The following is a 25,338-nucleotide window of genomic DNA, read 5'->3' on the forward strand; positions in this document are numbered from 1 at the left end:
CTGCATGCTAGCCAAGCGTTCCGCGCGGCCCGATAAGCTCAGCCCCATGAGCGAACCGACCCAGTGGGAGTACGCCACCGTGCCGCTGCTGACCCACGCGACCAAGCAGATCCTCGATCAATGGGGTGCCGACGGCTGGGAGCTGGTGTCGGTGCTCCCGGGTCCGACCGGTGAGCAGCACGTCGCGTACCTGAAGCGACCGAAGTGAGCTGGTCGGAGCGACTCTCCGAACTGGGCATCGAGCTGCCGGAGGTCGTGACGCCGCTCGCCGCGTACGTGCCGGCCGTGCGGACCGGCAACCTCGTCTACACCTCCGGCCAGCTGCCGATCGTCTCCGGGGAGCTCACCGGGGCCGGCAAGGTCGGCGCCGACGTCACCGCCGAGGAGGCCAAGGCCCTGGCCCGGGTGTGCGGGCTCAACGCGCTGGCCGCCGTGCACGGGCTGGTCGGCATCGACGCGATCACCCGGGTGGTCAAGGTGGTCGGCTTCGTCGCGTCGGCGCCCGGCTTCGACGGTCAGCCCGGCGTCATCAACGGCGCCTCCGAACTGTTCGGTGAGATCTTCGGTGATGCCGGCGCCCACGCCCGCTCCGCGGTGGGGGTGTCCGAGCTGCCGCGCAACACGCCCGTCGAGGTCGAGCTGATCGTCGAGGTCGCGTAGGCCGTGGTCACCGGCGCGCTCGAGCACCCGGCGTATGGACTGCTGCGCCCGGTGACCGAGACCGCCTCGGTCCTGCTCTGCAACAACCCCGGGCTGATGACGCTGGACGGGACGAACACCTGGGTGCTGCGGGGCCCGGGCAGCGACGAGCTGGTGATCGTCGACCCCGGACCCGACGACGACGAGCACATCGCGAGGGTCGCCGAACTGGGCCGCATCGCGCTGGTGCTGATCAGCCACAAACACGAGGACCACACCGGCGGCATCGACAAGATCGTCGACCGCACCGGCGCCGTGGTCCGGTCGGTGGGCAGCGGATTCCTGCGCGGCCTCGGCGGCCCGCTCACCGACGGCGAGGTCATCGACGCGGCCGGCGTGCGGATCACGGTGATGGCCACCCCGGGCCACACCGTCGACTCGTTGTCGTTCGTCCTCGACGACGCCGTGCTGACCGCCGACACGGTGCTGGGCCGTGGCACCACCGTCATCGACGCCGAGGACGGCAGCCTGCGGGACTATCTCGAGTCGCTGCACCGGCTGCGCGGCCTCGGCGGGCGGCGGGTGCTGCCCGGTCACGGCCCCGACCTCGACGATCTGCGGGCGGTCACCGACATGTACCTCGCGCACCGCGAGGAGCGCCTCGACCAGGTGCGGGCGGCGTTGCGGGAACTCGGCGACGACGCGTCGGCACGCCAGGTCGTCGAACACGTCTACACCGACGTGGACGAGAAACTGTGGGATGCCGCCGAGAAGAGCGTGCAGGCGCAGCTCGACTACCTGCGGACCTGAGCGGTTCGTGCACGATCAGGAGCGCTGACCGCTCCTGATCGTGCACAAATCGCTAGCGGGCGCGGCGGGCCAGCCGCTCGGAGTCGCTGATCAGCACGCTCTTGCCCTCGAGGCGGATCCAGCCGCGGTGGGCGAAGTCGGCCAGGGCCTTGTTCACGGTCTCGCGGGATGCGCCGACCAGCTGGGCGATCTCTTCCTGCGTGAGGTCGTGGGTGACGCGCAGGGCGCCGCCCTCCTGAGTGCCGAAGCGCTGCGCGAGCTGCAGCAGCTGCTTGGCCACGCGGCCGGGCACGTCGGTGAAGATCAGATCGGCGAGGTTGTTGTTGGTGCGGCGCAGGCGGCGGGCCAGCACGCGCAGCAGCTGCTCGGCGATCTCGGGGCGGTCGGCGATCCAGGCGCGCAGCGCTTCACGGTCCATCGACACGGCGCGCACCTCGGTGATCGTGGTGGCGCTCGACGTGCGCGGGCCCGGGTCGAAGATCGACAGCTCGCCGAACATGTCGCTCGGCCCCATGATCGTCAGCAGGTTCTCGCGGCCGTCGGGTGAGCGGCGGCCGATCTTCACCTTGCCGTTGATGATGATGTAGAGCCGGTCGCCGGGCTCCCCTTCGGCGAACACGGTGTGTCCGCGCGGGAAGTCGACGGGCTGCAATTGCTTGGTGAGCGCGGATACGGCGCTGGGTTCGACTCCCTGGAAGATTCCGGCCCTGGCCAGGATCTCGTCCACGTTGCCCCTCTTAAGCTGTTGGGTAGGTTGACATACGAAGCCGACCTCTTACTGGATAGCGTGCTCAGTCTAGAGGTATTCCGTTTCGCAACGTGCCAACGCTACACACGATTGACGTGACGGGTCTGTTGAAACTGCGGATTCGGCCGGTGTGGGATGTACACCCGGGTCGGCAAGCCCTCGGTCGCCATCCGCGTCGGCAGCGTTCCGGCCGGTTCCCGGCGATGTTGCTGGCGGTCCGCCTCGGCTTGCTGGAGGAAGTCGTCGACGTCGTCTGTCGTCACGGTGTCGCGGGCGAGCCCGGATTCCAGGCGCTCGAGCCCGAACGTTGCCACCATGAGCAACCAGGGGATGAAAGCCACGAACAACCAGGACACAACGCAGAAGTAAACCGGGCCAAGGTCTCATCGCGATCACGAAACGTCACCGGTATCGACCACCTTGGCCGCGGTCGGTGTCGGGGGTCTCGCCTACGCTGGCGTGCGTGACCGCAGGTGCGTCTTCCGCCGAGAAATCGGCCGGATCCCCGGCCGATCCGACGCCGCCACGGCGTCCGGCCGCCAAGAAGTGGGACAACGAAACGCCGCTGGGCCTGGTGCGCCGGGCCCGGCGGATGAATCGCGCGCTCGCCGAGGCGTTTCCGCACGTGTACTGCGAACTGGACTTCACCAACCCGCTCGAGCTCGCGGTGGCCACCATCCTGTCCGCGCAGAGCACCGACAAGCGGGTCAACCTGACCACCCCCGCGCTGTTCAAGAAGTACCGCACCGCACTCGACTACGCGCAGGCCGACCGCGCCGAACTCGAAGAGCTGATCCGGCCCACCGGCTTCTACCGGAACAAGGCCAACTCGTTGATCCGGCTGGGCCAGGAACTCGTCGAGCGCTTCGACGGCCAGGTGCCCGCCGACATCGACGAGCTGGTGACGCTTCCGGGGGTGGGCCGCAAGACCGCGAACGTCATCCTCGGCAACGCGTTCGACGTCCCCGGCATCACCGTCGACACCCACTTCGGCCGGCTGGTGCGCCGCTGGCGGTGGACCGCCGAGGAAGACCCGGTGAAGGTCGAGCACGCCATCGGCAAGCTCATCGAGCGCAGTGAGTGGACCCTGCTGAGCCACCGGGTGATCTTTCACGGCCGCCGCGTCTGCCATGCGCGCAAGCCCGCATGCGGGGTGTGCGTGCTGGCCAAGGACTGCCCGTCGTACGGGATCGGCCCGACCGACCGTGAAGCCGCCGCGGCGCTGGTCAAGGGTCCCGAGACCGAGCACCTCCTGGCCCTCGCCGGCCTGTAAGCCGGTTCCCCACGTCATGAGCACTTCGGCCCGCTGGACTGTTGCGGTGCTCGCCGTCGCGCTGGCGCTGGTGGTCGCGCTGTCGATGCAGCTGGCCGACGACCCCACCCCCACGCGCCCGGGCGGGCCCGCGCCCGCGCGGGACCACCGCGACGCCGACACCCCCGAGGCGCTGGCCGGCCCGCGCGCCGAAGCGCAGCTGCCACCGTGCCCGCCGCGGGGTACCGGAGCCGGACCGGAGTCGCTGCGCGGCATCACGCTGGAATGCGCGGGCGACGGGCAGATGACCGACGTCGCCCGGGCGCTTGCCGGTAAGACCGTGGTGCTCAACCTGTGGGCCTACTGGTGCGGGCCGTGCGCGGACGAACTACCCGCGATGGCGGAGTACCAGCGCCGTGTCGGAGACGCGGTGACGGTGGTGACCGTCCACCAGGACGAGAACGAGACCGCGGGTCTGCTGCGGTTGGCCGAACTCGGCGTGCGGCTGCCGACCCTGCAGGACGGCCGCCGCCTGATCGCGGCTGCGGTGCAGGCGCCGAACGTGATGCCTGCGACGGTCGTGCTGCGTCCGGACGGTAGCGTTGCCGGAATTCTGCCGCGGTCTTTCGCCACCGCCGACGAGATCGAGGCAGCGGTGGATCAGACGATGGGAGTGCCGGGTTGAGCGCCACGCGCGACGGGCACCGTTTGACGCCCGACGCCGCGCCCGCCTGGCTCAGGCCGCTGGTCGACAACACCGATGGGGTGCCCCGCGCCTACCGCCGCCGGATGCCCAAGGACGTGTTGACGGCGGTGACCGCGGCGAACGCGACCGCGGCGGTCACGGGCACCAGACGCGACGCCGCCGTCCTCGTCCTGTTCTCCGGGCCCCCGGACGCCGGGCAGGGCCTGCCCGACGACGCCGACCTGTTGGTGACGGTGCGCGCGTCGACGCTGCGTCACCACGCCGGTCAGGCCGCCTTCCCCGGCGGCGCCACCGACCCGGGTGACGAGGGGCCGGTGCACACCGCGCTGCGCGAAGCCGCCGAGGAGACCGGCCTGGACGCCGAGCGCGTCCACCCGCTGGCCACGCTGCAACGCATGTTCATCCCGCCGTCGGGTTTCCACGTCGTCCCGGTGCTGGCCTACTCACCCGATCCGGGCCCGGTGGCGGTCGTCGAGGAATCCGAGACCGCGATCGTGGCGCGCGTGCCGGTGCGGGCCTTCGTCAACCCGGAGAATCGGTTGATGGTCTATCGGGACGCCAATTCCCGCAGGTGGGCGGGGCCGGCGTTCCTGCTCAACCAGATGCTGGTGTGGGGGTTCACCGGCCAGGTCATCTCCGCGATCCTCGACGTCGCCGGGTGGGCGGTGCCCTGGAACACCGACGACGTCCGCGGACTCGACGAGGCAATGGCGCTCGTCGGGCAGGATGCCGGTTACGGTGAGTCCCAACAATGACACCATCTCAGTGGCTTGACCTCCTCGTCCTCGCCGTCGCCTTCGTCGCCGCCATCTCGGGCTGGCGCTCGGGCGCGCTGGGGTCACTCATGTCGTTCATCGGCGTGGTGCTCGGCGCGGTCGCCGGCGTGCTGCTGGCCCCGCACGTGGTCACCCACATCAGCGGGCCCCGCACCAAGCTGTTCGCTGCGCTGTTCCTGATCCTCGCGCTGGTCGTGATCGGCGAGATCGCCGGCGTGGTGCTGGGCCGTGCGGTGCGCGGGGCGATCCGCAACCGCGGGCTGCGGCTGTTCGACTCCGTGATCGGGGTGGGCCTGCAGATCGTCGCGGTGCTGCTCGCCTCCTGGCTGCTCGCGACGCCGCTCACCTCATCGGACCAGCCGAATCTCGCGGCCGCCGTGAAGGGCTCACGAGTGCTGGGCGAAGTGGACGACGTCGCGCCGCCGTGGCTGAAGTCGGTGCCGACCCGGTTGTCCGGTCTGCTCGACACCTCGGGGCTGCCCGAGGTCCTCGAACCGTTCGGGCGTACGCCGATCGCGACCGTCGACGCACCGGACGCGGCACTCGCCACCGATGCGGTGGTCGGCGCCACCCGCGGCAGCGTGGTGAAGATCCGCGGCGTCGCACCCGGCTGCCAGAAGGTGCTCGAGGGCACCGGGTTCGTGGTGGCACCGAACCGGGTGATGTCCAACGCGCACGTCGTCGCCGGGTCGGAGAGCGTGACCGTGGAGGTCGACGGCCAGACATACGACGCGTTCGTGGTGTCCTACGACCCGAACGCCGACATCTCGATCCTCGACGTCCCGAACCTGCCCGCGGCGCCTCTGCAATTCGTCGACGAGCTGGCGCCGCCGGGAACCGACGCCATCGTGATGGGCTATCCGGGCGGCGGCGACTTCACCGCCACCCCGGGCCGCATCCGCGAGACCATCGAACTCAACGGACCGGACATCTACCGCAAGACCACGGTCACCCGCGAGGTCTACACGATCAGAGGCACTGTGCGCCAAGGCAATTCGGGTGGTCCGATGATCAACCGCGGCGGCAAGGTGCTGGGCGTGGTGTTCGGTGCCGCGGTGGACGACGCCGACACCGGCTTCGTGCTGACCTCCGACGAGGTGGGACACCAACTGGCGAAGGTGGGCAACACCGCACGCGTGCCCACCGGGGTCTGCGTCAGCTGACCTGACGCCCGTACACCTGGCCGAGGAAACGGGTCAGCTGCGCATTGACGTCGGCGGGCGCTTCCTCGTGGCCGTAGTGGCCCGCGCCGCGCAGCGATACGTACCGCCCGTGCGGGGTGAAGTGCTGGGTGCGGTTCACCGGGTCTGCGAGGACGTAGGAGTCGGAGTCGCCGCGCAGGTGCAGCATCGGCACCACCAGCGGCCGCTTCATCAATCGCATGAACCGCCTGCCCTCGCCGCGCAGTTGGCTGCGCACCGCCCAGCGCTGGTACTCCAGCGCCGAATGCGCGGCCGACGGGATCTGGATGGCCTTGCGGAGGTGTTCCATGGTTTCGGCGAAGTCCTCGGTGGCCTGCCACGCCGTGCTCGACCGGGCCCGCACGAGGTGCTCGAGGGCGGCGCCGTCATGGCGGGTCAGCGCGCGTTCGGGCCACATGGGCACCTGGTAGCGCAGCAGCGAGGGCAGCAGCGCCCGGCCCTGATCGCGTCGCCTCGTCGTCGACGTCCGCAACGCCGCGGGATGAGGGGAGCTGACGACCGCGATCGCGCGCACGACGCGGGGATGCAGCACCGACGTCGCCCAGCACACCAGCCCGCCGTCGGCGTGCCCGACGAGCGTCGCGCTCTGGTGGCCCAACGCGCGCACGAGACCGGCGGTGTCACCGGCCAGCGTCCAACCGTCGTAACCCCGGGGCGGCTTGTCGCTGCCCCCGTATCCGCGCAGATCGACGGCCACCACCCGGGCACCGCTCAACCCGCGCAACTGGTGTCGCCACGACCACCAGAACGATCCGAAACCGTGCAGCAGGATCACCAGCGGACGCTCGGTCATCGGCACGGTGGCGGCATCCGGCGACTCCGCCTCGACGACGTGGAAGCGGATGCCGTTGGCGTGGACTTCCAGATGACGCCAGGGACCGTCGATCCGGACGATCGACGGATCAGGTGGCGGCATTACCAGCCGGACGGGTCGCCGGTCTTCTGACCGTCGGTGACGGCCCTTGCCTTGTCGCCGTCGGAGAGGGCGACCGTTTTCTGCACCTTGTCGTGGCCGGGGGTGAGCGCTTCGCGCGTCTCCTTGACCGACTCGATGGTCTTCTGTGGCCCGCGGATGCGGCGCACCTTCAGATAGCCGAGCAGCGCCAGCACCGCCGTGACGACCACCATCACGCCGAAGACGATCAGGAACGACGCCCACCGCCACAGCCAGGTGTCGAGCAGTTCGGCGGCGAAGAAGAAGAAGAAGAACGTCGAGTAGAACAGGACGACCAGCGCGGCGATGAAGAAGACGCTGCCGGTCAGCCCTTTCTTGACGTCACGGGTGATCTCGGCCTTGGCCAATTCGACCTCGGCACGCACCAGCGTCGACACCTGCGAGGTGGCGTCCTTGACCAGATCGCCGATCGAGGGATCGGGCTTGGGCGCATGTGGATCCACCAGCGGGATCGATGTGACGGTGGTGGGCACGCCGTTCTTGCGATCGCCTCGGCTCACGGACACTTCCTCCCGCTGTGATGTCAGTCGGGACTCATGTTGCCATGTGGCGATCCGCTAAACGATTCCGGCCGACGATAGACTGAGCCGATCACCAGGCGGGTCGGGCACATCGATGGGGGAGTCACATTGCGTACCGCACACCGCCGACTGGCCTCGATCGTTGCCGCGACGGCGTTCTGCTTGGCCGGTGCTGGGGCCGGTGTGCTCGTCACCGCTCCCGCCGCCGGCGCTGCCGGGCCGGTCGTTCTCGGCGGCGGTTCGGGCATCGTGGTCAACGGCGAATCGTTCTGCACGCTGACCACCATCGGTAACGACAACCGCGGCAACCTGATCGGCTTCACCTCCGCGCACTGCGGCGGGCCGGGGGCGACGGTGTCGGCGGAGGGCGCGCAGGACGCGGGTGTCCTCGGCACGATGGTCGCGGGCAACGAAGCGCTCGATTACGCAGTGATCCAATTCGATCCGCAGAAGGTCACGCCGACCAACGACGTCAACGGGTTCCGGATCGACGGCCTCGGCCCGGATCCCGCGTTCGGTCAGGTCGCCTGCAAGCTGGGCCGCACCACCGGCTACTCGTGCGGCGTGACGTGGGGCCCGGGTGAGGATCCCGGCACGATCGTCAACCAGGTGTGCGGGCAGCCCGGCGACTCCGGTGCGCCGGTCACGGTCGACAACCGGCTGGTCGGCATGATCCACGGCGCCTACACCGAGGGTCTGCCGACGTGCGTGGTGAAGTACATCCCGCTGCACACCCCGGCCGTGACGATGTCGTTCAACACCCAACTGGCCGACATCGCCGCCAAGAACCGACCCGGCTCGGGCTTCGTCCCGGTCGGCGCTCGCTGAATTCTCGCCCGCGAAACAGCATTCCCGGTTGTCAAGCGCGTGGCTTGACGACCGGGAATGCTGTTTCGGCGGCTACTTGCTGGCGCGGATCGCCTCGAACACGCTGGGATCAACCAGCGTCGAGGTGTCGCCGAGTTCGCGGCCTTCGGCGACGTCGCGCAGCAGGCGGCGCATGATCTTTCCGCTTCGGGTCTTGGGCAGTTCGGGGACGACGTGGATCTCGCGCGGGCGGGCGATCGGTGAGATCTCCTTGGCGACCTGCGCGCGCAGTTCGTCGACCATGTTCTCGTTGTCCTTGGCGTGCGATTCCAGGATGACGAACGCGCAGATGCCCTGGCCGGTCTGCTCGTCGGTGGCGCCGACGACCGCGGCCTCGGCCACCCCGCTGTGGCCGACGAGGGCCGACTCCACCTCGGCGGTCGAGATGCGGTGGCCGGACACGTTCATCACGTCGTCGATGCGGCCGAGCACCCAGATGTTGCCGTCGGCGTCGTAACGCGCCCCGTCACCGGCGAAATACCAACCCTGCTCGGCGAACCGGGACCAGTAGGTGTCCTTGAAGCGCTGCGGATCGCCCCAGATGCCGCGCAGCATCGACGGCCATGGCTGGTCGAGGACGAGGTAGCCGTTGGCCTGCTCGCCGTGGTCGCTGCCGGGCGCGAGCTGGTTGCCGTCGTCGTCGACGATCTTGGCCGAGATACCGGGCAGCGGCGTCATCGCCGAACCCGGCTTGGCCGCCGTGACACCGGGCAGCGGGGAGATCATGATCGCCCCGGTCTCGGTCTGCCACCACGTGTCGACGACGGGAGTCTTCTTGTCGCCGAACGCATCCCGGTACCACCGCCACGCCTCGGGGTTGATGGGCTCGCCCACCGAACCGAGCAGCCGCAGGCTCGACAGATCATGGGAGTCGGGGATCTCGCGGCCCAGTTTCATGAACGTGCGGATCAGCGTCGGCGCCGTGTAATAGATGCTCACGCCGTACTTTTCGATGACCTCGAAGTGCCGGTGCTCGCTCGGCGAGGTCGGGGTGCCCTCGTAGACCACCTGCGTCACGCCGTTGGACAGCGGGCCGTAGACGATGTAGGTGTGGCCGGTCACCCAGCCGATGTCGGCGGTGCACCAGTACACGTCGGTCTCGGGTTTGACGTCGAAGACGTAGTAGTGGGTGTACGACGACTGCACGAGGTAGCCGCCGGTGGTGTGCATGATGCCCTTGGGCTTACCGGTGGTGCCGGAGGTGTAGAGCAGGAACAGCGGGTGCTCGGCGTCGAAGGCCTCGGGCGTGTGCTCGGTGGACGCGCCGTCGACCGTCTCGTGCCACCACAGGTCGCGCCCGTCGGTCCAGTTGATGTCGATTCCGGTGCGGCGCACCACCAGAACGTGTTCGATCGAGGGCTGACCCTCGACGGCCTCGTCGACCGCGTCCTTGAGAGAGGCGGCCTTGCCGCGGCGGTACTGGCCGTCGGTGGTGATGACGAGTTTGGCCTCGGCGTCCTCGATGCGGGCCTTGAGTGCCGAGGCCGAGAAGCCGGCGAACACCACCGAGTGCATGACACCGAGCCGGGCGCAGGCCAGCATGGCCACGATCGCCTCGGGCACCATCGGCATGTAGATGGCCACCCGGTCGCCGGCCACCAGGCCGAGATCGGTCAGCGCGTTGGCCGCCTTGCACACTTCGTCTTTGAGTTCGGCGTAGGTCAGCGAGCGCGAGTCGCCGACGGGCTCACCCTCCCAGTGGATCGCCACCCGGTCGCCGTTGCCGGCCTCGACGTGCCGGTCGACGCAGTTGTAGGCGACGTTGATCTTGCCGCCGACGAACCACTTCGCGAACGGGGCGTCCGACCAGTCGAGCACCTCGGTGAAGGGTGTGTCCCAGGACAACCGCTCGGCCTGCTTGCCCCAGAACGCGAGCCGGTCGGCCTCGGCCTCGCGGTACAACTCCTCGGTGGCATTCGCCTGCGCGGCGAACTCGGCCGACGGCGGATAGCTGGACTGGACTTCGGTGTGCGCCTCAGACATATATGTGAGGGTAGTCACCCGACGGGGCGCCCACATCGAGACCTCACATCACCGCCTGCGGACGGCCGGTGTCATGCGACGAGCGTCGGAAATCGCCGGTCCAGCGGTCGACTACCGTGGGCTGCCATGACGGATCCGTTGGCGCCGCTGGCCGAACTACCCGGAGTCGCGGCGGCCGGCGACGAGGCCCGCGAGGCGCTCGGGAAGGCGCACCGGCACCGGACGAATCTGCGCGGCTGGCCGGCCACGGCGGCCGAGGCGGCGCTGCGCGCGGCGCGGGCGTCGTCGGTGCTCGATGGCGGATCCCTGCAGCTGTCCGACAGCGGTGACCCCGATCCGGTGTTGGCCGGGGCGCTGCGCGTGTCGCAGGCGCTCGAGGGTGGGGCGACCGCGCTGGTCGACGTGTGGCAACGCGCGCCGCTGCAGGCGCTGGCCCGGTTGCACGCGCTGGCCGCCACCGACCTCACCGACGAGGAACACCTCGGCCGGCCCCGTGCCGATGCGGGGGTGGGCCGGCGGCTGGAGCTGCTCGTCGAACTCCTCACCGGCGGCTCGCGCGTGCCGGCCCCGGTGCTCGCGGCCGTCGCGCACGGGGAACTGCTGACACTCGCTCCGTTCGGGACGGCCGACGGCGTGGTGGCCCGCGGGGTGTCGCGGTTGGTGACGATCGCCAGCGGACTGGATCCCCACGGCCTCGGTGTTCCGGAGGTGTACTGGATGCGCCAGTCCGGCGACTACCAGGCCGCCGCCCGGGGCTTCGCCTCCGGGACGCCCGACGGGCTCACGGCGTGGATCCTGCTCAGCTGCCGGGCCCTGCACGCCGGCGCTCGCGAGGCCCTGCAGATCGCGTCGGCCTCGACCGGCTGAAACCCCCCAGCAAACGCGAAGCGGGCGGCGTTCCGATTCGAGTTCGGCTCGCCGCCCGCCAGCACGGACTCCGGTTACCAAGCGTGCTGTGTGGGTTGCGTGGGTTGGCCTCGGCGTCAGTGCGATGCGCTTCGACGGACTACTCCACCCAAAGAGTCGCCGTAATCGTTCGCTCTTCGCAATTACGCAGGCCCGCAACACTTTTGCCTATTCCGCGGCATGTGCTCCGCGTGGGTGCCGGGTTCCGTGCTGGGTCGCCGGGCTCGGGAGATGTCTCCTTCTCTTCCGGTGACACCTTGGCCTCGCCTGGCTTCCGTGCTTCCTTTGTACTACGTGACGACCGTCACATCAAGGGTCACGCGGCCCCTGATTCCGGATCGTTACGGCGTACCGCTCAGCAACTCGTCAGAGGGCAAACCGGCGGAGCAGCGAATACGTCAGCGCGCCGGCGGCAAGCGCGCTCATCCCCACCGCCGCCGTGGTGGCCACCGCAGCGCCCGAGGGTGCCGGGATGCGGTCACGCAGGGACACCGGCTTGGTGAACGTCAACACCGGCCAGCCGCGGGTGACGGCCTCCTTGCGCAGCGCGCGGTCCGGGTTCACCACGGTCGGATGGCCGACGGCCTCGAGCATCGGGATGTCGGTGATCGAATCGGAGTAGGCGTAACAGTGCTCGAGCGCGTACCCCTCGCGCGCCGCCAGCGCGCGGATGGCCTTGACCTTGCCCTCGCCGTAGCAGTAGAACGCGATCTCGCCGGTGTACCGGCCGTCTTCGACGACCATCCGCGTCGCCATCGCGTGGGTGGCGCCCAGCGCACGGGCGATCGGCGCGACGATCTCCTCACCGGATGCCGAGACCACGACCACGTCTCGGCCGCACAGTTTGTGGTCGGCGATCAGATCGGCGGCCTCGGCGAACACCAGTGGGTCGACGATCTCGTGCAGGGTCTCGCCGACGATGGACTTGATCTGTTCGACGTCCCATCCCGTGCACATGTTCGTCACGTAGGAACGCATGCGGTCCATCTGGTCGTGGTCGGCACCCGACATCAGGAACAGGAACTGCGCATACGTCGACTTGAGCACGGCCCGCCGATTGAGCAGCCCCTGATCGAAGAAAGGTTTGCTAAAAGCCAACGTGCTCGACTTGGCGATCACCGTCTTGTCCAAATCGAAAAACGCAGCAGTACGGACGGGGTGGTCGGGCGAGGATCCCGTTCCAGGCACGATCGAGGGTGCGGCATGCGGCTCCGATGCGCTCACGGGGCCAGCATAAACGTCATAGTCGTGACATCTGGGGTGTCGGCTGTACAAATTGGCAGATCAAGACACGTGTCCGCATACGCAGTTTTCTTACGAATCAGTAATTTCTAAGGTGCCCGGGACTTGCATTCCGTGGCCGTACCGTGTGTATAGTGGGCGTTACCCGGGTTATGCCGGGTGTGCATCAGCCCGACCCCCCGGGGCTGATACACGACGACCTCCGCCTCCTCCCCCCCTGGCGGGGGTCGTCCCTTTTTCGGGGGGTTGTTTTCGCAATCCGGATAACTCCGATGATGCCGAAACGTTGCCGAACCGAGATCGCCGAGTGCGGCGCCGAAGTTGTCCACAGTTGCTGGTTCATCCACATTCGGTAGCAACTCCGGGGCCGGCCGACGCTGCGGCGTCGATCCGCACGCCACAGTGGTGCCATGACCACCACCCCCGCTGTGCTCGTCCTGCTGAGCGAACCCGCGCTGCGCGACGACGTCGACCGGGTTGCGGCGGCGGCCGCGGTGTCGCTGGTCCACGCGGAGGAGCCGTCCAGCCGCAAGGCGTGGAGCGCCGCGGCCGCCATCCTGCTCGACGAACCGTCCGCCCGCCGGTGCGCCGCGCGGGCCCTGCCCAGACGTGACCGCGTCTTCCTCGTCGAGCGGTCCGGGCCCGAGGAATCGCACTGGCACGCCGCGATCGAGGTGGGCGCCCAGCGCGTGATGACGCTGCCGGCGCAGGAGGCCGAACTCGTCGTCCTGCTGTCGGAAGCCGCCGAATCGGTGCGCGACGCCGCCCGGCGCGGAGCGGTCGCCGCCGTGATCGCCGGCCGCGGCGGAGCCGGCGCGTCGGTACTGGCCGCCGCGCTCGCGCTCTGCGGCGACGACGCGCTGCTGGTCGACGTCGACCCGTGGAGCGGCGGACTGGATCTGCTGCTGGGCGCCGAAACGACGACGGGGCTGCGCTGGCCGGACCTCTCCCTGCGCGGCGGCCGGATCGGCTATCCCGCGCTGTGTGACGCCCTGCCCCGCCACGCCGAGGTGACGCTGCTGGCCAACGGCCGGGCCGGCGGCGAGATCGACCCGAACGCGCTGGCCGCCGTTGTGGACGCCGGAAGCCGCGGCGGCGCGATGGTGGTGTGCGACGTACCGCGCCGCTCGACCGCCGCCGCGGAGGCCGCACTCGACGCCGCCGATCTGGTGATCGTGGTCGTCACCGCCGAAGTCCGCGCCTGTGCGGCGGCGAGCGCGATGGTCCCGTGGTTGTCGGCGATCAACCCCAACGTCGGCCTGGTGGTGCGCGGCCCCGCACCGGGCGGGTTGCGCGCCTCCGAGGTGGCCGCGTCCGCCGGGCTCCCGCTACTGGCGGCGATGCGGCCACAACCCGGAATCGCCGAGGCCCTCGAACGAGGCGGCCTGCGGGTGGCGCGACGGTCACCGCTCGGGGCGGCCGCGCACCGCGTGCTGGCCGTCCTGCAACGCCATCCCGCGACGGAGGCGGCATGAACTCCTCGCTGATCGAGCGTGTGCGGGAGCGGCTCGCTGCGGAGGCATCCCCGTTGCACCCGGCGGTCGTCGCGGCGGCCATCCGCGCCGAATCGGGCGGCGTCCTCGGCGACACCGAGGTGCTCACCAATCTGCGGGCGCTGCAGACCGAACTCACCGGTGCCGGACCGCTCGAACCGCTGTTGTGCGCCGACGGCACCACCGACGTACTGGTCACCGCGCCCCACGCGGTGTGGGTCGACGACGGAAAGGGATTGCGCCGCACGCCGATCCGGTTCCCCGACGAGGGCGCGGTGCGGCGGCTGGCCCAGCGGTTGGCGCTGGCCGCCGGCCGTCGCCTCGACGAGGCGCAGCCGTGGGTCGACGGGCAGCTGCACGGCCTGGGCACGGGTGAGTTCACCGTGCGCCTGCACGCCGTCCTGCCGCCCGTCGCGACCGGCGGCACGTGCCTCTCGCTGCGCGTGCTGCGCCCGGCCAGCCAGGACCTGGCCGCACTGGTGGCCGCGGGCACCATCGGCGAGGAGGCCGCGCCGATTCTTCGCGACGTCATCGACGCCCGGCTGGCGTTCCTGGTCAGCGGCGGCACCGGTGCGGGCAAGACGACGCTGCTCGCCGCGGCCCTCGGTGCCGTCGCGGCCCGCGAGCGGATCGTCTGCGTCGAGGACGCCGCCGAGCTGGCGCCACAACATCCGCACGTGGTGAAGCTCGTCGCGCGCGGAGCGAATGTCGAGGGCGTCGGGGAGGTGACGGTCCGCGACCTGGTTCGTCAGGCGCTGCGGATGCGGCCCGACCGGATCGTGGTCGGCGAGGTCCGTGGCGCGGAGGTCGTCGACCTGCTCGCCGCGCTCAACACCGGCCATGACGGGGGAGCGGGCACCGTGCACGCCAACAACCCCGCCGAGGTGCCGGCGCGGATGGAGGCGCTCGGAGCCGTCGGCGGGCTCACCCGCCCGGTGTTGCACAGCCAATTGGCCGCGGCGGTGCAGGTGCTGCTGCACGTGGCGCGCGACAACGCGGGCGTGCGCCGGCTCACCGAGATCGCTGTGCTGCGACCGCATGACGACGGTCGCGTCCGGGTGGTGCCCGCATGGCGGATCGGCGGCGGCTTCGACGCAGGCACCGCCGAGCTGAACCGGCTCATCGCGGCGCGGAGGGCCAGTTGAGCACCGCCGCGCTCGCCTTGGCGCTTGCGGTGCTGCTCAACCCGGTCGACGTCAGCCGGCGATTGCGCGGACCCACCCGGCATCCGCTTCGCCGTCGACCACCCCGCGCCCTGATCGCGCTGGCCGCGGTGCCCGCGGCGCTGGTGTGGTCCGTGGCCCCCGCCGGCGTCGTGCTCGCCGCGGCGATCGCCTGCGCCACCGCCGCGGTGCGCATCCGCACCCGGCGCGCGGTCCGCCGCCGTGATCGCGAATCGGAGTCGCTGCAGTGCGCGCTGGAGGTTCTGGTGGGCGAACTGCGCGTGGGCGCTCATCCGGTGTCCGCATTCGAGGCAGCGGCCGAGGAGACCGACGGTCAGGTCGCCGAATCCCTGCGGGCTGTCGCCGCGCGGGCCCGGCTCGGTGCCGACGTCGCGGCCGGTCTGCACGACACCGCGCGCGGATCGGACCTCGCCGCACAGTGGGAGCGGATCGCGGTGTGCTGGCAGCTGGCCCAGACCCACGGTCTGTCCATTGCGGCGCTGATGCAGACCGCGCAGCGCGACATCGGCGAGCGGCAACGGTTTTCGTCCCGGGTGAGCGCCGGGATGGCGGGTGCGCGCGCGACGGCGGCGGTGCTCGCGGCGCTGCCGGTGCTGGGCATCGCGCTCGGCCAGCTGATCGGCGCCGAGCCGCTGGGTTTCCTGTTCGCCGGCGGGGTGGGCGGGTGGCTGCTGCTGGTCGGCGTGACGCTGTCCTGCATCGGGTTGCTGTGGTCGGATCGCATCACCGCCGGGGTGACGACGTGACGATGTCGGCGGCGCTGCTCGCGCTGGCGCTGCTGATGACCGGCCGCGACGGCGGTGCCCGGCTGGCAGCCATGCGCACGGCCGGAGAGCGGACCGAACGCCCGGCGCGGCGCGGTATCGCCGATCCGCTCGCGGCGGCATCGACGTTCGACGTGCTGGCGGCGTGCCTCTCGTCGGGAATGGCGGTGTCGGCCGCGGCGTCGGCTGCGGCGTTGTCCGCGCCGTCCGGCTTGGCCAAGGTCCTGACCCGGGCCGCCGACATGTTGGCGCTCGGCGCCGATGCGGCGACCGCCTGGTCGGATCCCGGTTCGCCGCTCGACGACCACACCCGTGCGCTGCTGCGGTTGGCCCGGCGATCGGCGGAGTCCGGAACGGCGCTCGCGCGGGGCGTCGCCGAGCTGGCGATCGAATCCCGCAGCGACGCAGCCGATGTCGCACGAGGCGCCGCAGAACGTGCGGGCGTATTGATCGCCGCCCCACTGGGGGTGTGTTACCTGCCTGCGTTCCTGTGCCTGGGCATCGTGCCCGTGGTGGCGGGGCTGGCCGGTGACGTTCTGCAGTCGGGTCTGTGGTGAGGACGGGCGGTCGCGGACGGTCCGCGAACGAGAATGAGGGAGGGCACGATGTCACGGGAACCGAGGTCACTGGGAGTGATGCTCGACGAACTCAGGTTGCGGATGACGTTGCTTGCGGTCGACGAAGCCGGGATGTCGACGGTCGAGTACGCCATCGGCACGATCGCCGCGGCGGCGTTCGGGGCGATCCTCTACACGGTCGTCACCGGCGACTCCATCGTCAGTGCGCTGACAAACATCATCAGCCGCGCACTCAACACCAATGTCTGAGTGACGATTCCGGTGGCGCCACGGTCGAGGCGGCGTTCGCGATCGCCGCGGTGGTGGTCGTGTTGGCGATGTGCGTCGCCGGTCTGTCCGCCGTCGGGGCCCAGATCCGGTGCATCGACGCCGCGCGGGAAGCGGCACGCCTGGCGGCGCGCGGTGACGAGTCTGCGACGACGGTGGCCAGGAAGATCGCCCCGCAGGGCGCGGTGGTCGAACTGCGGTGGGACGGTGACCTTGCCGTCGCCCGCGTCAGCAGCACATCGCCGATGCTGTTCGGCGTCACGGTCGCCGCGCGAGCGGTGGCCGCGGCCGAATCCGGTGTGCGATGAGCGCGGCGCGGCGACGCTCACCGCGGTCGCCGCCCTGGCGGTGCTGATCGCCGTCACCGGCGGACTGGCCCATGTCGGCTCGGCGGTGGTCGCGCGTCATCGGGCCCAGGCAGCGGCCGATCTCGCCGCACTGGCCGCGGCCGGCCGGCTTGCCGCGGGCACCGAATCAGCCTGTGCGCAGGCAACTCTGGTCGCCGAGGCGATGAACACGTCGCTGACCCACTGCGCGGTGGACGGCTTGGAGGTGGTCGTCCGGATCGACGCCGCGATCGGGCTCGGCGGCTGGCGCTTCGGGCCAGCGCATGCCGCGGCGCGCGGGGGACCGGTGCTACTCCGGTGACAGCGGCTGTCCGGCCGGCTGCGACAGCCGGGCGTCGCGGATCTCCTCGCCGGTCGGCAGCCGCACCGACGCCAGGCCGGCGAAGGTGTCGGCTTCGAGTTCGATGCGGTTGATGGTCACATGCACCGGCGCCCAGTCGCCGTCGGCGGTGCGCAGGCGCATGACCGCCGTGGCCGCGCCGCGGTCGAGCTCGGTGATCATTCGCGCCAACTCGAACCCGTCGTCGGGGTGCACCTCGTTCGCGCGCCAGTCGTAGAACGGGGCCGGCGGGTCGAGCCACTTGAGCAGCTTCCAGGTGTCCAGGTCGACCAGCGCCCGGTGCAGGCCGCTCTGCGCCAGCCCGTCGAGGATGCGCTGGGCCAGGTGGTCGTGCGGGAATGCCGGGCCGTCACGCTCGGCACGCCAGTTCATCGCCCGGCACACCAACCGAGGCGCCCCGTCCTCGTGCTCCTCGAGCAGGGCCCGCGCACTGAACCCCACCGAGATCAGCTCGCCCCGGTAGTCGGTGACATCCCAGGTGCTGCAGAAGGTCTGGCCTGGCTCCGGCCGAATTGCCATCGAGAGCACCTTCGTCTCGCTCGGGTTGAGGTCGCGCATCGGCAGGTCCTCGGCCAGGGCACGGCCGTGGGTGTCCTCGGTGTCGGGATCGCGGCCGCTGTTGGCCAGCGACTGTGTGGTGGCCGTGGCGACACCGGTGGCCAGATCCCACTTCAGTGGTCCCGGCAGCGGCCGCTCGGGCGGATCCATGTCCGGCGGCCCGACCCAGACGTGCACACCGTGAATGCGGCCGTCGGACATCTGCACCACCTCGGTGCGGATCACGCGGTCGTTCTTCGGGGTGATACTCGACAGACCCTGGCCGGCGCGGACCGTCTCGGCGATCGCGGTCTGCACCGCCATCAGGTGGGGGTTACGCCGCAGAAAAGCGCTGATGGGGACCATGTTCTCGGTGCGTGCGCCCCGCGCGACGACGACGGGCTCGCTGCCCAGGGTCTCCACGAGCAGCCAGTCGTGGCTCATGGCCGCGATTTTACGTGGCGCGTCCACCCCACCGGATCCGTTGCGCGGAGGTCGCCGCACCGCCCGCCATTGCCCCGAACTGGTGGCGGGTCGCCTGATATCAAGGTATTTTGCTTGCACGCCCGATGCCGGGTGGGCGGAACGGATCGCGTTGTCGAACCTGCCGCGCGTGAGGAGTCGGCCGTCGAGGGGTCGGTCGCTCCCCGGGTCAATGGCGGCCGTCGGCCAGTGCGCGCAACACCAGGCGCAGCACCCGCACCGCGCCGGCCTTGTCGAGGGGATCGTTGCCGTTTCCGCACTTCGGCGACTGCACACAGGACGGACACCCCGCAGGGCATTCGCACGCCTCGATCGCGTCGGCGGTGGCCGCCCACCAGGTGCGGATCTGGCGGAATCCGCGGGCGGCGAATCCTGCCCCGCCCGGGTGGCCGTCGTAGACGAAGATCGTCGGCAGACCGTCCTCGGGACCCACTGCGGTGGACACCCCGCCGATGTCGCCGCGGTCGCAACTGGCCACCAGGGGGAGCAGCCCGATCGCGGCGTGTTCGGCGGCGTGCAGCGACCCGGGAAAGCGCAGCGGGTCGATCCCGTTGTCCATCAACAATTCCGGGGTGATCGTGCACATCGCCGCCATGGTGTTCAGCGTGCGGGTCGGCATGTCGAGTTCGACGAAATCGATGACCTCGCCGGTGAGTTGGCGACGCAGATAGCCGACCACGGTGTTCGACACCGACACCGGAACCAGGCCGACGGTGACTGCGCCGAACTTCTCGCGCTCACCGGGACCGGTGACGGCGATGTCGGTGACCTCCCTGGCGAACGTGGTGTATCCGGGGTCCTCGGCGTGGACGAACGCCACCCCGTCCTCGAACGACAGCGAGTCCACGACGTAGCTCTCACCCTGGTGCAGATACACCGCGCCCGGGTGCACCGAGGCTGCCGCCTGTCCGGCGTTTGCGCTGCCCAGCATGCGTCCGGTGTCGACCTCGAGGATCGCGATCTGCCCACCGGACGATCCCCGGATGTCCACCGCGGGATGCGGATCGAGCCCGGGTACGGGGAAGTACCCGTGGGCGCGGCGGCGCAGCAACCCGTCGTCGACCAGTGACTCCGCAACCGCCTCAGCGTCCCACATCCGCACCTCGGCGTCGGTCAACGGCAACTCTGTGGCAGCGCACAGCAGTTGCGGGGCAAGCACATACGGGTTGGCCGGATCGATCACCACCCGCTCGATCGGGCGGTCCAACAGGGCGCCGGGGTGGTGCACCAGATAGGTGTCGAGCGGATCGTCGCGGGCTACCAGCACGATCAGCGCGCCCTGACCGCGCCGGCCCGAGCGGCCGGCCTGCTGCCAGAACGAGGTGACCGTTCCCGGAAACCCGGCCAGCACCACCGCATCCAATCCGGCGATGTCCACCCCGAGTTCCAGCGCGTTCGTGGTGGCCAGTCCCCGCAACCGGCCGTCGGCCAGCGCGCGTTCGAGTTCGCGGCGGTCCTCGGCGAGGTAGCCGGCGCGGTAGGAGGCGACCTGCTCGACCAGGTCGGGGGCGATCTCCTCGAGGCGGGTGCGCGCGGTGAGTGCGGTGAGTTCGGCGCCGCGGCGTGACCGCACGAACGTCAGGGTGCGGGCGCCTTCGGCGATCAGGTCGGCCATCACCCGCGCCGCCTCCGCGCCCGCGGACCGTCGTACGGGCGCCCCGTTCTCGCCGACGAGATCGGTGAGCAGCGCGGGCTCCCACAGCGCCACGGTTCTGGCGCCCTGGGGTGACCCGTCGGCGGTGACCTCGGTGACGGTCTGGCCGATCAACTCGGCGGCGGTCTCCGCCGGTGCCGCGGTGGTCGCGCTGGCGAAGATCACCGTCGGCCCGCCGGGCTCGGCCGAGTACCGCGCGCACAACCGCAGCAGCCGGCGCAGCACCAGTGCCACATTGGACCCGAATATGCCGCGGTAGTAATGGCATTCGTCGACGACGATGAACTTGAGATGGCGCAGGAACACCGCCCAGCGGGCGTGGTTGCGCAGCAGCGACAGGTGGATCATGTCCGGGTTGGAGAAGATCCAGCGTGAGCGCTCCCTGGCGAACCGCCGCACGTCGGTGGGGCTGTCCCCGTCATACGACGACGGCGCCACGTCGCCCAGCGCGGCGACCGCTTCGGTGAGCGCCTGGGCGGTGCGCAGCTGGTCGTGGCCCAGCGCCTTGGTCGGCGACAGATACAGTGCGCGCGTTCGGGGCTCGGACGCCATCGCCGACAGGATCGGCAGCTGGTAGGCCAGCGACTTGCCCGACGCGGTGCCGGTGGACAGCACCACGTGCCTGCCGTCGTGGGCGAGGTCTGCCGCCGCGCGCTGGTGCGACCACGGCGTCCGCACGCCCCGATCAACGAACGCCTGCACCACATCTGGGTGCGCCCATTCGGGCCAGGACTCGGGTTGCCCGGAACGCGGCGGGAGGTCGGCGACGTGACGCAGCGGATGCTCGCCGGCCGCGACCCCCGCCACCGCACAAGACAGCAGCTCCCGGCCGAAATCCGACACCGTCCACCCCTCCGAAACACGTCCGTAACAGTGCGTCGGCGGTCCACGCCGCCGCACAGGTGAATTGTTCCCCAAAGGAACTGCGTTGAGACTGTCGCACCAGCGCTGAACGTGATTGACTTAGCGCGGTCGCAGCTTCTGTGTTCGTGTACTCGCACTCGCAGGATCGACGTTGCGATCGCGGTTCCTGCGAGGGTTGTAGGTCGGGTCGAGTTCCGACGACTCCACGAAGGATGGCGGTCGGAACGGGCCCGGTGTACCGAAACGGTGGACCGCACCCGGAGAAGAAGAAAAGGAAACAACAGGAAATGCCACAGGGAACTGTGAAGTGGTTCAACGCGGAGAAGGGGTTCGGTTTCATCGCCCCCGAGGACGGCTCCGCAGACGTGTTTGTCCACTACACGGAGATTCAGGGCAGCGGCTTCCGCACCCTGGAGGAGAACCAGAAGGTCGAGTTCGAGGTCGGCCAGAGCCCCAAGGGGCCGCAAGCTACGGGTGTGCGCACCATCTAGTACAGCGAGCCTGACGAGACACCCCCACCGATCCGCGCAACGGAGCTGTGGGGGTGTTTTCGTTGACGGTGGCGTTGGTTACCCCTGCCGCGGGGCATCTCACGGCGGGCGCACGGCTGGCTTACTGTCGATCCGTGAGCCAGCTGTCCTTCTTCTCGGCTGACGCGGTACCGCCCGCGGTCGCCGACCTCACCGGGCTGCTCGCCGCGCCCGGTCAGGTGGTGCTGGTGGGCAGCGGCCGGGAGCAGGGTGCGCGGCTGTCGGTCGTCGTAGAGGATCTGTGGCGGGCCGAGGCGCTGGCCGAGATGATCACCGACGCGGGTCTGCGTGCGGAGATCTCCCGGACCGACGAGCGCACGCCGCTGGTGCGCACCGATGTCGAGCCGCGCCTGGTCGCGATCGCCGCGGAATGGACGCGTGGCGCGGTCAAGACCGTCCCCCCGCAGTGGTTGCCCGGCCCCCGGGAGCTGCGGGCGTGGACGCTGGCCGCAGGCACCCGCGAACCCAACGGCTATCTGCTCGGACTCGACCCGCACGCACCGGACACCCATTCGCCGCTCGCGTCGGCCATGATGCGGATCGGGATCGCACCGACATTGATAGGTACCCGGGGGTCGCGCCCGGCGTTGCGGATCAGTGGTCGACGACGGCTGACGCGCCTGGTAGAGACGGTGGGGGAACCTCCCGACGACGCCGCGGCGTTGTCCGATTGGCCGGGCTCTCAATGACCGGTGACGAAGGGGTCAGTTTGCGTCGGCCAGCGTAGGGTGCGAAATTGTCAGGTGCCGACAGGCGCCGACGGGGGAATCCGGCGTCGGATGGCAACCGAAGAAGTGGAGCAGGATCCAGTTGGCTGACGGTAGCCGCGGAAGCGGAAACGGTAGCGATGAGCCGCTTGCGCGAAGAGCAAACGGCGGCGTGCGGCGACTCGTCATTGTCGAGTCGCCGACGAAGGCACGCAAAATCGCCGGTTACCTCGGCTCCAATTACATCGTCGAATCGTCGCGTGGACACATCCGCGACCTGCCCCGAGCAGCGGCCGACGTGCCCGCGAAGTACAAATCGGAGCCGTGGGCGCGGCTCGGCGTCGACGTCGAACACGACTTCGAACCGCTCTACATCATCAGCCCCGACAAGAAGAGCACCGTCACGGAGCTCAAAGGCCTGCTCAAGGACGTCGACGAGCTCTACCTGGCGACGGACGGCGACCGCGAGGGCGAGGCCATCGCCTGGCACCTGCTCGAAACGCTCAAACCGCGCATCCCGGTCAAGCGGATGGTGTTCCACGAGATCACCGAGTCGGCGATCCGGGCCGCCGCCGAGGACCCCCGCGACCTGGACAACGACCTGGTCGACGCGCAGGAGACCCGCCGCATCCTCGACCGTCTCTACGGCTACGAGGTCAGCCCGGTGCTGTGGAAGAAGGTGGCGCCGAAGCTGTCGGCGGGCCGCGTGCAGTCCGTGGCGACGCGCATCATCGTGCAGCGCGAACGCGAGCGCATGGCGTTCCGCACGGCCGGCTACTGGGACGTCTCGGCCGAGCTGGACGCCAGCGTGTCCGATCCGCAGGCCACCCCGCCGACATTCACGGCGAGACTGAACAGCGTCGACGGCCGCCGGGTGGCGACCGGCCGCGATTTCGACTCGCTGGGTGCGGTCAAGAAGCCCGACGAGGTGCTGGTGCTCGACGAGGCGGGTGCCGGGGCGCTGGCGGCGGGCCTGCAGGGTGTGGCGCTGTCCGTCGCGTCCGTCGAGCAGAAGCCCTACACCCGCCGCCCATACGCGCCGTTCATGACCTCCACGCTGCAGCAGGAGGCCGGCCGCAAGCTGCGCTTCTCTTCCGAGCGCACGATGAGCATCGCTCAGCGGCTCTACGAGAACGGCTACATCACCTACATGCGTACCGACTCGACGACGCTGTCGCAGTCGGCCATCAACGCCGCGCGTAACCAGGCCCGCCAGCTCTACGGCGAGGAGTACGTGCACCCGACGCCGCGCCAGTACACCCGCAAGGTGAAGAACGCGCAGGAGGCGCACGAGGCGATCCGCCCCGCGGGCGACGTGTTCCAGACGCCCGGTCAGCTGCACGCCCAGCTCGACACCGACGAGTTCCGGCTCTACGAGCTGATCTGGCAGCGCACGGTGGCCTCGCAGATGGCCGACGCCCGCGGCACCACGCTGTCGCTGCGAATCGCCGGGGACTCCCGCGGAGGCACGATTGACGGCACCGCCGTCGGTGGGCAGTCGGTCGTGTTTTCCGCCAGCGGCCGCACCATCACCTTCGCCGGCTTCCTCAAGGCCTACGTCGAGAGCATCGACGAGCAGGCCGGCGGTGAGGCCGACGACGCCGAGAGCCGGCTGCCGAACCTCACGCAGGGCCAGCGCGTCGACGCCAAGGAGCTCACGCCCGCCGGCCACCAGACCAGCCCGCCCGCCCGCTACACCGAGGCCTCGCTGATCAAGGCGCTCGAAGATCTGGGCATCGGCCGCCCGTCGACGTACTCGTCGATCATCAAGACCATCCAGGACCGCGGCTACGTCCACAAGAAGGGCAGCGCGCTGGTGCCGTCGTGGGTAGCGTTCGCGGTGATCGGCCTGCTCGAACAGCACTTCGGCCGGCTGGTCGACTACGGGTTCACCGCCGCGATGGAGGACGAACTCGACGAGATCGCCTCGGGTAACGAGCGAAGGACCAACTGGCTCAAGAACTTCTACTTCGGTGGCGAGCACGGCGTCGGCGATTCGATCGCCCGCTCCGGCGGTCTCAAGAAGCTCGTCGGCGTCAACCTCGAAGAGATCGACGCCCGAGAAGTCAACTCCATCAAGCTGTTCGACGACGCCGAGGGGCGCCCGATCTATGTGCGCGTCGGCAAGAACGGGCCGTACCTCGAACGGATGGTGGCCGACGAGGACAACCCGGGCGAGCTCAAACCGCAGCGGGCCAACCTCAAGGACGAGCTGACACCGGACGAGCTGACCCTCGAGCTGGCCGAAAAGCTCTTCGCCACACCGCAAGAGGGCCGCTCGCTGGGCGTCGACCCGGAGACCGGCCACGAGATCGTCGCGAAGGACGGCCGCTACGGGCCGTACGTGACCGAGGTCCTGCCCGCCCCGCCGGAGGAGCCCGATGACGGGGCGCCGGCGAAGAAGGGCAAGAAGCCGACCGGTCCGAAACCGCGGACGGGTTCGCTGCTGCGCACGATGGACCTCGAAACGGTCACGCTCGAGGACGCGCTGAAACTGCTGTCGCTGCCGCGGGTGGTGGGCGTCGATCCCAACACCGGTGAGGAGATCACCGCGCAGAACGGCCGGTACGGCCCGTACCTCAAGCGCGGCACCGACTCTCGGTCACTGGCGACCGAGGAGCAGATGTTCACCATCACCCTCGACGAGGCGCTGAAGATCTACTCCGAACCCAAGCGCCGGGGCCGGCAGGGCGCGGCGACGCCGCCGCTGCGCGAGCTGGGCACCGATCCGGTCAGCGGTAAGCCGATGGTGATCAAGGACGGCCGCTTCGGGCCGTACGTCACCGACGGGGAGACCAACGCCAGCCTGCGCAAGGGCGACGACGTCATGTCGATCACCGACGCGCGGGCCTCCGAACTGCTCGCCGACCGCCGTGCCCGCGGGCCGGTCAAGAAGAAGGCCGCCGCCAAGAAGTCGCCCGCGAAGAAGACGGCCGCCAAGAAGGCCCCGGCCAAGAAGGCCGCGGCGAAGAAGGGCTGACCG

At 70.0% G+C, this 25,338-nt stretch carries 27 protein-coding genes; 19 read left to right on the plus strand and 8 right to left on the minus strand.

The window, feature by feature from the left end:
- Nucleotides 1-46: 46 nt before the first annotated feature.
- From G6N30_RS23685 to G6N30_RS23695, 3 genes are read left to right on the plus strand one after another with little or no spacing between them, the layout of a single operon-like run.
- Nucleotides 47-208: a Sp36 family protein gene (locus tag G6N30_RS23685; protein ID WP_134056910.1), complete on the plus strand. Its 162-nt coding sequence runs from the start codon at nt 47-49 to the stop codon at nt 206-208.
- Nucleotides 205-660 carry a RidA family protein gene (locus tag G6N30_RS23690; RefSeq protein ID WP_134056908.1) on the plus strand — a complete coding sequence of 152 codons (456 nt, stop codon included), beginning with the start codon at nt 205-207 and terminating at the stop codon, nt 658-660. Before G6N30_RS23685 ends, G6N30_RS23690 begins: the two co-directional genes overlap by 4 nt.
- Nucleotides 661-663: 3 nt before the next feature.
- Complete coding sequence (locus tag G6N30_RS23695) at nt 664-1,449, plus strand: MBL fold metallo-hydrolase (protein WP_134056906.1); 786 nt, start codon at nt 664-666, stop codon at nt 1,447-1,449.
- A gap of 52 nt (nt 1,450-1,501) precedes the next feature.
- Here the strand turns inward: G6N30_RS23695 and crp are convergent, their stop codons facing one another.
- Both crp and G6N30_RS23705 read right to left on the minus strand, forming a co-directional pair.
- The gene (gene crp / locus G6N30_RS23700) at nt 1,502-2,176 is read right to left on the minus strand and encodes a cAMP-activated global transcriptional regulator CRP (protein WP_011562195.1); all 675 of its coding nucleotides are present in this window, start codon (nt 2,174-2,176) and stop codon (nt 1,502-1,504) included.
- 101 nt (nt 2,177-2,277) lie between these two features.
- The gene (locus G6N30_RS23705; RefSeq protein ID WP_276026811.1) at nt 2,278-2,514 is read right to left on the minus strand and encodes a hypothetical protein; all 237 of its coding nucleotides are present in this window, start codon (nt 2,512-2,514) and stop codon (nt 2,278-2,280) included.
- A gap of 248 nt (nt 2,515-2,762) precedes the next feature.
- Between G6N30_RS23705 and nth the strand changes: the two genes are divergently transcribed.
- From nth to marP, 4 genes are read left to right on the plus strand one after another with little or no spacing between them, the layout of a single operon-like run.
- Entirely contained in the window at nt 2,763-3,470 is a 708-nt protein-coding gene (nth, locus tag G6N30_RS23710) for an endonuclease III (RefSeq protein ID WP_276027397.1), read from the plus strand.
- Nucleotides 3,471-3,486: 16 nt separating this feature from the next.
- Nucleotides 3,487-4,134 (plus strand): TlpA family protein disulfide reductase, encoded by a 648-nt coding sequence (locus G6N30_RS23715; protein WP_134056900.1) that lies wholly within the window; start codon nt 3,487-3,489, stop codon nt 4,132-4,134.
- Complete coding sequence (locus G6N30_RS23720; protein ID WP_134056898.1) at nt 4,131-4,910, plus strand: NUDIX hydrolase; 780 nt, start codon at nt 4,131-4,133, stop codon at nt 4,908-4,910. The genes G6N30_RS23715 and G6N30_RS23720 overlap by 4 nt, the downstream gene beginning before the upstream one ends.
- On the plus strand, nt 4,907-6,094 hold the full coding sequence (gene marP, locus G6N30_RS23725; RefSeq protein WP_134056896.1) for an acid resistance serine protease MarP: 1,188 nt from the start codon (nt 4,907-4,909) through the stop codon (nt 6,092-6,094). The genes G6N30_RS23720 and marP overlap by 4 nt, the downstream gene beginning before the upstream one ends.
- Here marP and G6N30_RS23730 read toward each other — a convergent pair.
- Complete coding sequence (locus G6N30_RS23730) at nt 6,087-7,049, minus strand: alpha/beta fold hydrolase (RefSeq protein ID WP_134056894.1); 963 nt, start codon at nt 7,047-7,049, stop codon at nt 6,087-6,089. The two genes, marP and G6N30_RS23730, sit on opposite strands and share 8 nt — an antisense overlap.
- The gene (locus G6N30_RS23735; RefSeq protein ID WP_134056892.1) at nt 7,049-7,588 is read right to left on the minus strand and encodes a phage holin family protein; all 540 of its coding nucleotides are present in this window, start codon (nt 7,586-7,588) and stop codon (nt 7,049-7,051) included. Before G6N30_RS23735 ends, G6N30_RS23730 begins: the two co-directional genes overlap by 1 nt.
- 183 nt (nt 7,589-7,771) lie before the next feature.
- Between G6N30_RS23735 and G6N30_RS23740 the strand changes: the two genes are divergently transcribed.
- Nucleotides 7,772-8,437, plus strand: coding sequence for a chymotrypsin family serine protease (locus tag G6N30_RS23740; RefSeq protein ID WP_276027399.1), 666 nt, complete (start codon nt 7,772-7,774; stop codon nt 8,435-8,437).
- 72 nt (nt 8,438-8,509) lie between these two features.
- Here the strand turns inward: G6N30_RS23740 and acs are convergent, their stop codons facing one another.
- Nucleotides 8,510-10,459: an acetate--CoA ligase gene (gene acs, locus G6N30_RS23745; protein WP_134056888.1), complete on the minus strand. Its 1,950-nt coding sequence runs from the start codon at nt 10,457-10,459 to the stop codon at nt 8,510-8,512.
- 126 nt (nt 10,460-10,585) lie between these two features.
- On the opposite strand from acs, the gene G6N30_RS23750 reads away from it, so the two are divergent.
- A complete protein-coding gene (locus tag G6N30_RS23750; RefSeq protein WP_134056886.1) occupies nt 10,586-11,326 on the plus strand; it encodes a Fic family protein in 741 nt (246 codons plus the stop codon).
- A gap of 405 nt (nt 11,327-11,731) precedes the next feature.
- Here the strand turns inward: G6N30_RS23750 and G6N30_RS23755 are convergent, their stop codons facing one another.
- Nucleotides 11,732-12,589: an HAD-IB family hydrolase gene (locus tag G6N30_RS23755; protein ID WP_134056884.1), complete on the minus strand. Its 858-nt coding sequence runs from the start codon at nt 12,587-12,589 to the stop codon at nt 11,732-11,734.
- Nucleotides 12,590-13,017: 428 nt separating this feature from the next.
- On the opposite strand from G6N30_RS23755, the gene ssd reads away from it, so the two are divergent.
- The 7 genes from ssd (at nt 13,018) to G6N30_RS23790 (ending at nt 17,541) form a co-directional block, all read left to right on the plus strand.
- Nucleotides 13,018-14,082 (plus strand): septum site-determining protein Ssd, encoded by a 1,065-nt coding sequence (gene ssd, locus G6N30_RS23760; RefSeq protein ID WP_134056880.1) that lies wholly within the window; start codon nt 13,018-13,020, stop codon nt 14,080-14,082.
- The gene (locus G6N30_RS23765; protein WP_134056878.1) at nt 14,079-15,245 is read left to right on the plus strand and encodes a TadA family conjugal transfer-associated ATPase; all 1,167 of its coding nucleotides are present in this window, start codon (nt 14,079-14,081) and stop codon (nt 15,243-15,245) included. Before ssd ends, G6N30_RS23765 begins: the two co-directional genes overlap by 4 nt.
- Nucleotides 15,242-16,030: a type II secretion system F family protein gene (locus G6N30_RS23770; RefSeq protein WP_134056876.1), complete on the plus strand. Its 789-nt coding sequence runs from the start codon at nt 15,242-15,244 to the stop codon at nt 16,028-16,030. The genes G6N30_RS23765 and G6N30_RS23770 overlap by 4 nt, the downstream gene beginning before the upstream one ends.
- On the plus strand, nt 16,027-16,605 hold the full coding sequence (locus G6N30_RS23775) for a type II secretion system F family protein (RefSeq protein ID WP_134056874.1): 579 nt from the start codon (nt 16,027-16,029) through the stop codon (nt 16,603-16,605). Before G6N30_RS23770 ends, G6N30_RS23775 begins: the two co-directional genes overlap by 4 nt.
- 48 nt (nt 16,606-16,653) lie before the next feature.
- The gene (locus G6N30_RS23780; RefSeq protein ID WP_234880228.1) at nt 16,654-16,875 is read left to right on the plus strand and encodes a DUF4244 domain-containing protein; all 222 of its coding nucleotides are present in this window, start codon (nt 16,654-16,656) and stop codon (nt 16,873-16,875) included.
- 68 nt (nt 16,876-16,943) lie between these two features.
- Complete coding sequence (locus G6N30_RS23785) at nt 16,944-17,201, plus strand: TadE family type IV pilus minor pilin (protein WP_276027401.1); 258 nt, start codon at nt 16,944-16,946, stop codon at nt 17,199-17,201.
- Entirely contained in the window at nt 17,191-17,541 is a 351-nt protein-coding gene (locus tag G6N30_RS23790) for an Rv3654c family TadE-like protein (protein WP_134056871.1), read from the plus strand. Before G6N30_RS23785 ends, G6N30_RS23790 begins: the two co-directional genes overlap by 11 nt.
- On the opposite strand, the gene G6N30_RS23795 is transcribed toward G6N30_RS23790, so the two are convergent.
- Both G6N30_RS23795 and G6N30_RS23800 read right to left on the minus strand, forming a co-directional pair.
- Nucleotides 17,530-18,561, minus strand: coding sequence for a PAS domain-containing protein (locus tag G6N30_RS23795; protein ID WP_134056869.1), 1,032 nt, complete (start codon nt 18,559-18,561; stop codon nt 17,530-17,532). The two genes, G6N30_RS23790 and G6N30_RS23795, sit on opposite strands and share 12 nt — an antisense overlap.
- A 208-nt stretch (nt 18,562-18,769) precedes the next feature.
- The gene (locus G6N30_RS23800) at nt 18,770-21,097 is read right to left on the minus strand and encodes a DNA 3'-5' helicase SftH (protein ID WP_134056867.1); all 2,328 of its coding nucleotides are present in this window, start codon (nt 21,095-21,097) and stop codon (nt 18,770-18,772) included.
- Nucleotides 21,098-21,405: 308 nt separating this feature from the next.
- On the opposite strand from G6N30_RS23800, the gene G6N30_RS23805 reads away from it, so the two are divergent.
- The 3 genes from G6N30_RS23805 to topA all read left to right on the plus strand — a co-directional run bounded on the left by G6N30_RS23805 (nt 21,406) and on the right by topA (nt 25,335).
- Complete coding sequence (locus tag G6N30_RS23805; RefSeq protein WP_011562175.1) at nt 21,406-21,609, plus strand: cold-shock protein; 204 nt, start codon at nt 21,406-21,408, stop codon at nt 21,607-21,609.
- Between the two features lie 134 nt (nt 21,610-21,743).
- Nucleotides 21,744-22,337: a hypothetical protein gene (locus G6N30_RS23810; RefSeq protein WP_134056865.1), complete on the plus strand. Its 594-nt coding sequence runs from the start codon at nt 21,744-21,746 to the stop codon at nt 22,335-22,337.
- Nucleotides 22,338-22,458: 121 nt separating this feature from the next.
- A complete protein-coding gene (gene topA, locus G6N30_RS23815) occupies nt 22,459-25,335 on the plus strand; it encodes a type I DNA topoisomerase (protein ID WP_134056863.1) in 2,877 nt (958 codons plus the stop codon).
- Nucleotides 25,336-25,338 lie beyond the last annotated feature (3 nt).

This window comes from Mycolicibacterium litorale (genome assembly GCF_010731695.1).
Lineage (GTDB): Bacteria > Actinomycetota > Actinomycetes > Mycobacteriales > Mycobacteriaceae > Mycobacterium > Mycobacterium litorale.

Bases quoted from the DNA above. Each gene is read 5' to 3' on its own strand.
- ssd (WP_134056880.1), top strand. From the start codon at position 13,018: ATGACCACCACCCCCGCTGTGCTCGTCCTGCTGAGCGAACCCGCGCTG.
- G6N30_RS23780 (WP_234880228.1), top strand. From the start codon at position 16,654: ATGTCACGGGAACCGAGGTCACTGGGAGTGATGCTCGACGAACTCAGG.
- G6N30_RS23730 (WP_134056894.1), bottom strand. From the start codon at position 7,049: ATGCCGCCACCTGATCCGTCGATCGTCCGGATCGACGGTCCCTGGCGT.
- G6N30_RS23785 (WP_276027401.1), top strand. From the start codon at position 16,944: ATGTGCGTCGCCGGTCTGTCCGCCGTCGGGGCCCAGATCCGGTGCATC.
- G6N30_RS23765 (WP_134056878.1), top strand. From the start codon at position 14,079: ATGAACTCCTCGCTGATCGAGCGTGTGCGGGAGCGGCTCGCTGCGGAG.
- acs (WP_134056888.1), bottom strand. From the start codon at position 10,459: ATGTCTGAGGCGCACACCGAAGTCCAGTCCAGCTATCCGCCGTCGGCC.
- G6N30_RS23705 (WP_276026811.1), bottom strand. From the start codon at position 2,514: ATGGTGGCAACGTTCGGGCTCGAGCGCCTGGAATCCGGGCTCGCCCGC.
- G6N30_RS23750 (WP_134056886.1), top strand. From the start codon at position 10,586: ATGACGGATCCGTTGGCGCCGCTGGCCGAACTACCCGGAGTCGCGGCG.
- G6N30_RS23685 (WP_134056910.1), top strand. From the start codon at position 47: ATGAGCGAACCGACCCAGTGGGAGTACGCCACCGTGCCGCTGCTGACC.
- G6N30_RS23805 (WP_011562175.1), top strand. From the start codon at position 21,406: ATGCCACAGGGAACTGTGAAGTGGTTCAACGCGGAGAAGGGGTTCGGT.
- G6N30_RS23795 (WP_134056869.1), bottom strand. From the start codon at position 18,561: ATGAGCCACGACTGGCTGCTCGTGGAGACCCTGGGCAGCGAGCCCGTC.
- marP (WP_134056896.1), top strand. From the start codon at position 4,907: ATGACACCATCTCAGTGGCTTGACCTCCTCGTCCTCGCCGTCGCCTTC.
- G6N30_RS23715 (WP_134056900.1), top strand. From the start codon at position 3,487: ATGAGCACTTCGGCCCGCTGGACTGTTGCGGTGCTCGCCGTCGCGCTG.